This window comes from Clostridium sp. TW13 (genome assembly GCF_024345225.1).
Taxonomy (GTDB): domain Bacteria; phylum Bacillota; class Clostridia; order Clostridiales; family Clostridiaceae; genus Inconstantimicrobium; species Inconstantimicrobium mannanitabidum.
This window is the reverse complement of the sequence record NZ_BROD01000002.1, coordinates 78,914-89,547: the sequence shown is the minus strand read 5'-3', so window position 1 is coordinate 89,547 and position 10,634 is coordinate 78,914. Positions and strand designations below refer to the sequence as shown.

At 30.3% G+C, this 10,634-nt stretch carries 9 protein-coding genes; 5 read left to right on the top strand and 4 right to left on the bottom strand.

Going from position 1 to position 10,634, the window contains the following annotated elements:
* Nucleotides 1–191: hypothetical protein (locus tag OCU47_RS21755; protein ID WP_261830752.1), on the top strand; the 191-nt coding region annotated here is incomplete at its 5' end.
* Between the two features lie 169 nt (nucleotides 192–360).
* On the opposite strand, the gene OCU47_RS21750 is transcribed toward OCU47_RS21755, so the two are convergent.
* From OCU47_RS21750 to OCU47_RS21740, 3 genes are all read right to left on the bottom strand, one after another.
* Nucleotides 361–2,508: a lanthionine synthetase LanC family protein gene (locus tag OCU47_RS21750; protein WP_261830751.1), complete on the bottom strand. Its 2,148-nt coding sequence runs from the start codon at nucleotides 2,506–2,508 to the stop codon at nucleotides 361–363.
* 457 nt (nucleotides 2,509–2,965) lie between these two features.
* A complete protein-coding gene (locus OCU47_RS21745; RefSeq protein ID WP_261830750.1) occupies nucleotides 2,966–3,625 on the bottom strand; it encodes a hypothetical protein in 660 nt (219 codons plus the stop codon).
* 79 nt (nucleotides 3,626–3,704) lie between these two features.
* A complete protein-coding gene (locus OCU47_RS21740; protein ID WP_261830749.1) occupies nucleotides 3,705–4,007 on the bottom strand; it encodes a hypothetical protein in 303 nt (100 codons plus the stop codon).
* A 386-nt stretch (nucleotides 4,008–4,393) separates the two neighbouring features.
* Here OCU47_RS21740 and OCU47_RS21735 point away from each other — a divergent pair, with 386 nt between their 5' ends.
* The 4 genes from OCU47_RS21735 (at nucleotide 4,394) to OCU47_RS21720 (ending at nucleotide 8,828) form a co-directional block, all read left to right on the top strand.
* Nucleotides 4,394–5,437, top strand: coding sequence for a replication initiation protein (locus tag OCU47_RS21735; protein ID WP_261830748.1), 1,044 nt, complete (start codon nucleotides 4,394–4,396; stop codon nucleotides 5,435–5,437).
* A gap of 258 nt (nucleotides 5,438–5,695) precedes the next feature.
* On the top strand, nucleotides 5,696–6,745 hold the full coding sequence (locus OCU47_RS21730) for a metallophosphoesterase family protein (protein WP_261830747.1): 1,050 nt from the start codon (nucleotides 5,696–5,698) through the stop codon (nucleotides 6,743–6,745).
* Between the two features lie 726 nt (nucleotides 6,746–7,471).
* On the top strand, nucleotides 7,472–8,164 hold the full coding sequence (locus OCU47_RS21725; protein WP_261830746.1) for a Fic family protein: 693 nt from the start codon (nucleotides 7,472–7,474) through the stop codon (nucleotides 8,162–8,164).
* An 82-nt stretch (nucleotides 8,165–8,246) separates the two neighbouring features.
* The gene (locus tag OCU47_RS21720) at nucleotides 8,247–8,828 is read left to right on the top strand and encodes a recombinase family protein (protein ID WP_261830745.1); all 582 of its coding nucleotides are present in this window, start codon (nucleotides 8,247–8,249) and stop codon (nucleotides 8,826–8,828) included.
* Between the two features lie 206 nt (nucleotides 8,829–9,034).
* Here the strand turns inward: OCU47_RS21720 and OCU47_RS21715 are convergent, their stop codons facing one another.
* The gene (locus tag OCU47_RS21715; RefSeq protein ID WP_261830744.1) at nucleotides 9,035–10,621 is read right to left on the bottom strand and encodes an ABC transporter ATP-binding protein; all 1,587 of its coding nucleotides are present in this window, start codon (nucleotides 10,619–10,621) and stop codon (nucleotides 9,035–9,037) included.
* Between the last annotated feature and the right edge of the window lie 13 nt (nucleotides 10,622–10,634).

Below are 10,634 nucleotides of genomic sequence, written 5' to 3'. Positions count from 1 at the left end.
AAAAAATAACTGCTGGTATTCAAGGTAGTGTTAAAGGTGGTATTAGTATTTTTAATTTTGATATTGGGGGAAACGTATCTTATACTGATGATGGCCAGACAAGAGACACATTTACATTTACATTAACCCCATCAGATTTGGAACATTCTAAGCCAGTTCTATTTGCTGTAATAAGCCAAAAGTTCCAATAGACTAAACATTACAAATTAAAGTAACAAAATTATCCCCTTTTAACTCCTATAAAACTGTAATTACAAAAGTAGAAGGCCAAATTAGCCTTCTACTTTTTATTTATAGGGGAATTATTATTTGTCTTCTAAACTAAGATCTATCTTAAAACTCTTCTATCCTTCCTAACTTTTAAGAAAAGAATAATATCTGTGGCACCAAGTTTTCATCATACTTTTGAATCAAGCTGTATCCTATGCCTGCAAGACCGTTGATAAAGGATAAGGACTCCTTATCATAGTCAATATTTTCATACATAGTGCCGTCTAAGATGCTTTCAATTATGTTGTTGTAGGTGTTTATACATCTATTTTTAAGAATAGGATTCTTTGAAACCTTGGCTGCGTAGTTTAAAATCTCTAGGTTTCCTATTTGACCATAGCCATAATAAGGGTTGTCTCCAAGGCCTTTCTCTATAACCATATTAACAAAAAACTCTATTTCCTCATCTAATAGTAGGTCCTTATACCCTGCATCCTTTAACATAAGCCTGCTTAAAAGGATTCCTGATAGCCCATTTAGCCAGTTATTTTTAAGCTTACTTTTTTCCTTTTCATATAGTTTTCTCTCTAAAGATAAGATGTAAGCTATAAATTCTTCCACACCTTCATCACTTTTCATTGGGATAAGCTTTGATAAATAAGCTATGATCCCTGACAAACCATAGGCAAAACCTACATTAAATACATCCTTGCTGTCTAGAATTTTCACCTGCTGCACCACATTTTTATAGGCAATGTTTATAAGATCAAGGGTGGTTTTTTTTAGCTCCTTGTCATCAATATCGTTGTAAATACAAGTTAAAATTCCTATAATTCCTGCGCTGCCATCCATTACATTTACACATTTGCTACCCATAAGTCTATATAAAATTGATATATTATCCTTTATAAATTCCTTAATATCTTCCCTGCCTGTTAGCTTATATAGCTTGGCTAAAGTGTAAAACATACCGCTAATACCCTTAAAAGCTCCTAGGGGAAGATCTATGTTTTTGTTTGCATTTTCTATATAACGTTTCACAACCTCCATAGCTTCAAAGGCAGAACTTATAAAATATTCCTTCTTGCTTGAAGCTCCTAAATAAGCTAGGAATAAGGCTATGCCGTTGTTTCCTTCATATAAATTGCTTCCAATTATAGATACAGTATTATTTTCTAAGGTATCTATCCAAGTTCTTTCAATCTTAGAATTCTTGTAACCTATAATGCCCTTTTCAATTATATAGTCCCCAAGCTTCAAGGCCACAGTTAAAAGATGCTCACTGTTAAGCTCTGTTTTAAGTTCATTTTTTGAAAAACAAACCCCATTGTTATAAATATGCTTCCTTGAAAATCTAGCATCTATAAAGTTTAGCTGCCTTTTAAGATCTTGATTGTTAAGCATTTGAATTTTAATTAATATATAATTAGCAATGCTAGAATCCTTCCCTAAATTTGTGCTTATAAGCCTAGTTACATTAAGCTTTTCTTCTAAAACTATATTATAAACAATCTGAAAACCTTCCTTTATATATTCAATATATTCTTCCTTAAATTCTAGCTTATTAAAGGTTAAAATCTCTTGCTTGTAAATTGATCCATCAAGTATATTTTTTGCAATGTCATCACAGAAAAATGCTCTCCTTGGCTCTATAATGTTTATGTCACTAAAATCTACAATAACTGGGCTGTCACCTTTAATCAGAATATTTTCTAAGTTTACATTTCTTAAATTCAGAATATATATAATAGCTAAAAGCTCTCCCAGCTTTAAATAAAATCTGTCAGCCTGAAGCTTATTTTTAGAAGACTCATCTTCTATAAACTCACTGAAAATATAACCCTCGCTTTCTATAAAGTCCTGTATATATAACCGCTTTTCCTTTTGAAGCTTTTTATTTATCCATTTAACTACTCTATTAAAAATACTTAAGACTTCAGAATTCTTCCTGTAAAGAAAGACCTTATCACCATCACTGAAAGTAACTAATTTTACAAAACCACTATAAGATCTTATGGAGGCTATCTCCTTTGTATCTTCAAATTCACAATAAACCTTACTTACTAAATTTACACTTTCTAATAAGGAAGAAAAATATTTAGCTGCAATGTGATTTAAATCTGCTGAACTGGACTTTTTTGAACTTTCTTTTAAAATAGAGCATAAATCTTCTGTGGCATTTTTTATAAAAGAATTTTTATCATAAATAAATTCTTCTTTATGTAAGCTGTCTGAAAAGCTATTTATAAACTCATTAAAATTCCTATTTACCAATTCATTATCATCAATTGTTAGCATACTTCTCACTCTCCTTTCTCATTATTGGTCTTGAAAAATAACCATGTCACACTGACTTTTTTATTTTTCAAGATTCCTTGTTCATACTAAAAATATAACATGCAATTTAAGGAGAATTTTACTTTGATAATATATGCCTTATTTTTAGTAAATTCCGAGATAACTAAGACTATAAAAGCTCAGGAAGTAAGGATTTTTTGCTACAGAAAAAATATAGTTTAAAATCATATCTTTTGGGGAAGATATCATGATGTAATGAAAAGAATATATCATGATATCATTATAAGATGATATCATGATATAGCAATTTAAACTAATCAGCCTATTAGATCTAAAATTTAGCTGTTTGTTTACATAAGACATCTGAAAATAAATAACAAGTCCAAATAGACTAGCAGATGGACTTATTTACTTTTTGAAGATGTCTAGATGTAGTTTTATTATTGCAACCTATCTATTAATTAAAATTAGTATCTAAACCTTCTAATGTTTTCTTTGCTTCATAGCTTAATTTTATCATCATAATGAAATTTACCAATGGAATAAACATTAAAATTACTACTTTTAGCACAATTTTTCCTTTAACTCTAATTGCTCCATTTATTGACATAACCATAGACACTGCGTACATTATAAATAGCGCAAAAATCATATAAGGTGCATAGATAATTACCATGGGACTAAATGAAGATACTACTATTACAAAAAAGCAGATTGGTACATGAATTATAGTAATGTATAGTGTATACCATATTGAATATTGTAATAAACTCCTGCCTTCTTTTAATCTGATGTGTTCATTACTTTCCTTGATAGCCATTGAATTTTTAGAAAGTGGTTTTATATTAATTTTTATTATTACTCCCATTATTACAAGTGTTGTACTTGCTACAATTAAAAAATTAAGCAGTATTTGAAATTCTGCTGAACCACCTAACAAGATTAAAAGGTTAATCAGCTGATCTGGATAAGTATAGAGAATAAAAGGTAATAAAAACAATGAAGTAGAAATCATTAAAATTCTACATATATTACTTCTTCTATTCTTAATTAGAATAAGCAATATTATAAGAATAATCATTATTACTAATATTCTATTATTTAATATAGCACTCATTTTATAGCCCCCAAATTTCCTAATATTTATTTTAAAACATAGACTCTGATTAATACAAACTACTATAAAATTTATATTATCAACTCATATGAAAATTATACCACATAATTCTTTTAATGGTAAAAGCTATTGCGCAGTTAACAATTTTGCCAACTACGTAATAGCTCCTTATTACGCTATTATTAAAATCATCTGTTTTTGACTTTGGTTGTTGTGATTTAGGAACACCCAAGGTAAACACTACCTTACTGTTATCCCAAGTTACTGAACCAACTGAATTAGCAGTGCTATTAATATCAACATTAGAGTCAATATAACCAAAATCCTTCAAGCCGCCTAAAAAAGCAACTCTCATTTCTGGATTTTTTATACCTTCTTTCATTAATTTAATTACATAAACTATAAAGATTTAAATTAATGAAATATAAACCTAATATTAAATTAAATATTTTTCCTACAACCACCCTGTTGTTGTTTTATTTGTTTTTATGTTTTTATTGTTTATATGTTTAGACCTAGCGTAAAGTCAGTTATATCAAGGCTTTAAAATTTTTAATAATACAAATGACTACCGTACTAATACAAATAGCTACCCAACTAATACATTTGGCTACCTAACTAATACAGATGGCTACCTTAACTAATACAAATAGCTACCTAACTAATACAAATGACTACCTTAAATAATACATTTAGCTACCCATTAACTAATACATCACTATTGCCTATGTATTAGTTAGTGATATAATCATCCTATGAGGTGGATTTATGAACGAGAATTATCTAGTTACTAAGGCAAATACTTTAATAACATCAAATTATGATTTAAGTTTAGAAGAACAAAGAATTATATTAACTTTAGCTAGTACAGTGCAGCCTACAGATGAGGATTTTAAACCTTACAAGTTTAGCATTAAGGACTTTATTCATCTTTTGGGCATTGAGGATAAGAGAAAATACACAAAGATTCCGAAGATCACAAAGGAACTGATGCAAAAGGTCTTAGAGATTAAGCAAGGCGATGACATTCTTCAAGTGGCTTGGCTATCTTCTGCCCATTATAGAAAAGGCACAGGCACCATTGAACTTGAGTTTAGCCCAAAGCTTAAACCTTTTATGCTGGGCTTAAAAGAATTCTACACCAGCTATAGGTTAAAAAACGTGCTGGAGCTTAAAGGAAAGTACTCCATTAGAATGTACGAAATTTTAAAATCAAATGAATTTAAAAAATCTGCAGAAATAGAAGTGGATGAACTTAGAAAAATTCTAAAGGCAGACACAGGCTCTTATCTGGTTTATCAAAATTTTAAAAATAGAATTATAGTGCAGGCACAAAGGGAGCTTCAAGACAAAACAGACATAAGCTTTGACTTTGACGAGATAAAAACAGGGAAAAAGGTTACCAGCATAAAGTTTTACATAAATTCAAATAAAAATAAGATAAATGAAGCTATAAACCTAATTCCACAGCCCCTAAATGAAGAAAACCTATCTTCTGAAGAAAAAAGTGAAGGTTTAGAAGAAGCTATAAATACAATTGTTTCTATGATGAAGGATAAAAATATCACCCCTTCAGAAGCTCTAAAAATATATAACAGCTCAGAAGGAGATATAAATCAAATAAATAAGGTATACAATCACTTCAAAAACAAGGAAGCTGAAAATTTTGTGGGACTTATGCTCTCTCAAGTTAAACCAGGAGCCTTCAATGAACCAAAAGTAAATTCTAAAACCACTAACTTTCATAACTTTGAAGAAAGAAATTATGATTATAAGGACTTAGAAAATAAACTGCTTGGATGGGATGAGTAATAGAGAGAATGGCGTAAAGTCATTCTTTTTTTTCTTAAACCAATAATATACTATTATGCTAGTTTTAGGTTCTCTGATCTCTTTTTTAAGCATAACTTTGTGAAAATCAAAGCTTAGATATCCCTTACATTTCAAATTGTAAAGTTTACTCTTATCTCCAGTTACTTTACATATAATTACATACAATTGTATAATTATTACTGTTAAATAGCTATTTATGAAATTAAGATCAAAATTGTATGTTAGGGGGATAATTTTATGAAAAAAAAGAAAAGTTTATTGAAACTTTTAGTTACTGCCATTACTGCTGCAAGCTTAGTTACAGCAACTTCAACAGGTTCCTTTGCAGCAGCAGCTAAAACAACAACTGGCACTGCACTATCCGATACTCCTTTATATAGCTTTAGTGTTATTTCAGATTGTCACGTAAACGTAAATGATGGGGATAGAAATGTTAATTTCACCAATGCACTACAATGTATAAAGTATAAATTTGGTAGTGATAGTTGCATAGTTATGAATGGTGATGTAGTTGATGATAACAGTGAGTACGATACTTTAGGTAAGCTTATTAGCTCTGCAAATTCTGGTAAAAGGTTACCATATATCTATTTTAACTATGGCAATCATGAGTTCGATGACCACCCTGGTGATTCTCCTCATGTAGAAAACTATAATCAATCTCTTGATACCTTTATTAGAGAAACAAATAGAATTCAAACTAATTACTTAAATCATAGCGATGCTGTTCGTGATGCTGGCAATTCCTATGATTGGAAGTATGTAAAGGGAAATCTATTTTTCTTCTTGGGAACTGACAAGCTAGCCTATGATCAACAAATTAACTGTGCTGATCTTAATCGTAACTATCAGTTAAGTCATTTATTTAGTAAATTAAATTCTACTAGCGGATGGAAGTTTGTTTTCTGCCATCAACCTCCACACGGAACAGTACAAGGTTCAGATTGGACAAATTGTATTTGTGAACGTAGCTATAATGATCCTAATGGTGATTATTTTGAAAATAATATTAAACAATATAATAAGACTATAATGTTTACCAGCCATACTCATAGAGATTTTAATCAATACAAAAATGCACCTGACGGATCCAAGGATGCATTTGGCGGAAATAACGATGATTTTTACCAATTAGGAGGATGTTCAGTATTTAATACTTCTTCAGTGAAATACTGCGCCCAAGGTTTGCATGTTATAGTATATAGTGACCATGTACATGTTGATGGTGTACAATATAAATCACCAACAAGCGTTTCCTTTGTATCTAAGAGAGACGTGCGAAATTAAAAAACCCTTTATCTTAATATATAAGAATGGCGAAAGTCATTCTTTTTTTTTTATAAACAGCTTTCAGCAAATCTTTTGGTAAAAATCATTGCAATTCTTTGTTTGGTATTACTAAAACAGTCTCCTTACTCAGAAAATCACTGTTTTTTGTCCCAAACTATAAGGAGCCTATTATTCTTACTTTAAGTGCTTTAATCTAGCATTTTAGGCATAACTTTTTGAAATTTTTCATCATATTTTCTTAAAATTAGTCTTCTGTAGCAAAATACAACTCCAGCGCCTATTTACATATAATCTCACTTATGTATATAATTATTACAGGAATTAAATTATTAAAAAAGTTTTTGCATAATTCAACAAACAACCTTATTGGTTTGTTTAATAAATAGATACCTTAAAAATTAATATCTCCCTCAGGATAGTTTACAAGAAAGAGCTACCTTATTTATAAATTAAATAAGGATGCTCTTTTCTTTTTATATAATTTATAGTTTACAGAGTTTCTTACTTATTAACAAATCTAATGTAATTACAAACTATTACATATATCCACTATTTGTATCTCAAAAAACTAAAGTTTTATAATACATGTATTTTAACAAGAAAATCTATGAAATTTTAAAGTAAATATAGGACTATAACTTTCAAAAAGTGTATCATGCTACTTGCATAGTTTTATGATACACTTTATAATTTTATCATGAAAGAATTTAAGGAGATGACAATATGTTATTTAATAGAAGTAAATCTTATGAAGATATATGTCCTGCACTAGACACTAAAAAGTTAATTATGCTGGTAAAAAAATTACTTCCTGATGTAGTTTTCAATATGGCTAGCTTAGAAGGAAATCCATTCACCTACCCAGAAGTTCAAACTTTACTAGATGGAATTACTATAGGCGGACATAAGGTAAGTGATGAACAGCAGATTTTTAGTATTAGAAATGCGTGGAGTTACTTATTTGATATAGTAAGTCAAAACAAAGTTATTCTTAATGCTGTTACTTTTAATGAATTCAATCATATAGTTGCTGAAAATGAAGCCTTAATCAGTGGAGCCTTTAGAACAGGTCAAGTTAGAATAGCTGGTACAGAATTCATGCCTCCAAAAGCTGAAGACTTAGAAAATATATTTGAAAGCGAATTACCTGAATTAATAAAAAGATGCAAAAGCCAAACAGAGTTAGCTTTTGACATATTCCTATGGGGCGCTCTAAATCAATTTTATTATGATGGTAACAAAAGAACTTCTAGATTAATTTCTAACATGATTTTAATATATAACGGCCAAGGAATTTTTAATATTAAAGCAAAGGATAGATTAGAGTTTAATACTTTAATGGTTGAGTTCTATAACACTAGAGAAGCAGATAATATTTTTGATTTTCTATACAACAATTGCCTAGAAAGATATTAGGCATATAAACTTATTTATTTTTTGAAGATTCCTTAGTACTTACTATTTTAGGATATCTTAATTAAAGGAGAATTGCTTTAAAATGAATTATAGTTATGAACGTGTAAGCACCACAAAGCAGGATGAACGTAGGCAAGAGCTTGCCTTTAATAATATAAAAATAGATAAAAGGTACCTTGACAAAGTCAGCGGAAAAACCAAGGACAGACCTGAACTTAACAAGCTTATGTTAGACTCCAAAGCTCAGGACAACATCTATTGCGAGAGCATTAGCAGGCTTGGAAGAAACGTGGATGACTTAAGATATCTCTGCAGCTACTTTAAGGATAAGGATGTAACAGTGCATTTTATAAAGGAAGGCTTCAATACAAAGGGAGATATGTATAAGTTTATGCTCACCATTTTAGGAGCTGTAGCTGAAATGGAAAGAGAAATAACTGCTGATAGAGTTCGTGAAGGTCTTGAAAAAGCCAAGATCTTTGGAACTAAGAGTGGAAAACCTATAGGCAGACCAGAAACCACCCTTCCAAAGGAATTTCCTAAATATTATAGAAGGTGGACCCTAAAGGAAATCACCGCAGTAGAATTTGCAAAGCTTCTAGGGGTAAGCAGAGCCACCCTTTATAGATATATAAAGCATTATGATGCTAATTTAGAGAAGTAGATAAAGGCTTAATTTTTCTGTAATTACAGAAAAAAACATATTGTATAAGTACCATTTAGGATGGAAACTGAATTTAAGCTTTCAGCTTATTATGTATTACATGGTGTACAGCACTGGGATAACAATTTATGAGCTAACTATAACTTCAATTAAATTTATTCTTAAAAATATAGGAAACAGCATATAAACTGCTGTTTCCTATATTTTTATAAATTAACCACTTCATCAAAATCATCCATAAGCTCTTCATTTAAATGGTGAGTTATAAGAAGTACCGTAAGATTTTTATTCTTCAATAAAGCAGACTCTACTTCCATAGCATTCTTTTTATCTAGGGCAGAAGTGCCTTCATCTATTATAAGCACAGGCTTTTTTCTAATCAAAGCCCTTGCTATAGCTATACGTTGTTTTTGTCCTCCTGAAAGATTGTTCCCATCTTCACTTATTACAGTATTTAGTTTATCTTCTAAGGAGTAAACAAATTCATTTAAACAACTTTCCTTTAAAGCTCTGTCCATTTCTTCCTTGCTAAAGCTTTCATTCAAGGTGATATTTTCTTCTATAGTGCCACTAAATACATAAACATCTTGGCTGATATATGCAATGTTGTCCCTTATACTTTGGGAATCATATAGTTTTATATCCTTATTATCAATACAAATCTTCCCTTTATATCCCCTTAGATGTCCCAAGATTAATTTAATCAAAGTAGATTTTCCACTGCCACTAGCCCCTAATATTGCGTACTTTTTGTCCTTCTCAAAGGTAAGAGAAACATCCTTTAAAACTTCCTTAGCTTCATAACTAAAATCTAAATTTCTTAATTCAATAGCTTTATTGAATTCAGGACAGATGACCTTCCCACTATTCTCTACATTATCTATATTGAACTTTTCAAAAATAGGCTTAGTAGATTGTATAGCTGTTCTTGATCTTAATATATTAGAAACTGCACAAAAGAAGGTCCCTGCTAGACTTCCTGCGGGCAGAATATTGCCTATGCTTGTTAAGCCAATAACTGATAAATACCCTGTTATAAAGTTTATACCGATTTGAGAAAATATATTGGTAAGTCCAATCAATTCACTGACTAAGGTTTGTTTTTGCCTAAAGGTATATTTAGCTCCTTCTAAAGCCTCAGACCCCTTTGAAATATTATTTTTTAATCTAGATAATAAATTATAGCTATACAATATTTCATGACCATTAATAGTTTCCTTGGTGACCTTCACAAACTCCTCCTGCTGAATGGACATATTCTTTGAGTACTTTTCAATAGTTTTATTCATTAGCTTTGGCACCACTGACATTATTATAAGCATTATTATTGAAGATATAGCCACCCAATAATGGATAAAAAATAAGCCTCCAAGTGAAAACACCACTGTTGCCAAACCGTAGACAATTGTGAAAATAGAACTAAAGCCTAAGTTTTCAATTTGACTTATATCATTGGTTAACCAAGAAACATAGCTGCCAGTTTCTTCTGAATAAAATTCTTCATAATCCATCTTGGTTAGCTTTTCTGATATCTCATATCTTAAGGTAGAATTCATCCTGGCTATAGCCTTTGAGGAAAGGATACTCTTCATATAGTCTAAGATTAAAAGTACTCCCCAGCCAAGTAGCAGTAGTATTGTTTGTTTTATTAAATCCTTAACATCCCTTGCAATAATGGCATTTAAAAGATTGGTTAGCATCAATGAGGTTATTACTACTACTAGAGATGCCATTATATTAAAAATGCAAGCCACTATTACTATATTTTTATTCTTTAAAATAATGCTTTTCATGACTATCCTTCAC

Excerpts from the sequence above, each read along its gene's own strand:
- OCU47_RS21715 (WP_261830744.1), bottom strand. The coding sequence starts at position 10,621 with ATGAAAAGCATTATTTTAAAGAATAAAAATATAGTAATAGTGGCTTGC.
- OCU47_RS21750 (WP_261830751.1), bottom strand. The coding sequence starts at position 2,508 with ATGCTAACAATTGATGATAATGAATTGGTAAATAGGAATTTTAATGAG.
- OCU47_RS21740 (WP_261830749.1), bottom strand. The coding sequence starts at position 4,007 with ATGAAAGAAGGTATAAAAAATCCAGAAATGAGAGTTGCTTTTTTAGGC.
- OCU47_RS21745 (WP_261830750.1), bottom strand. The coding sequence starts at position 3,625 with ATGAGTGCTATATTAAATAATAGAATATTAGTAATAATGATTATTCTT.
- OCU47_RS21725 (WP_261830746.1), top strand. The coding sequence starts at position 7,472 with ATGTTATTTAATAGAAGTAAATCTTATGAAGATATATGTCCTGCACTA.
- OCU47_RS21720 (WP_261830745.1), top strand. The coding sequence starts at position 8,247 with ATGAATTATAGTTATGAACGTGTAAGCACCACAAAGCAGGATGAACGT.
- OCU47_RS21730 (WP_261830747.1), top strand. The coding sequence starts at position 5,696 with ATGAAAAAAAAGAAAAGTTTATTGAAACTTTTAGTTACTGCCATTACT.
- OCU47_RS21735 (WP_261830748.1), top strand. The coding sequence starts at position 4,394 with ATGAACGAGAATTATCTAGTTACTAAGGCAAATACTTTAATAACATCA.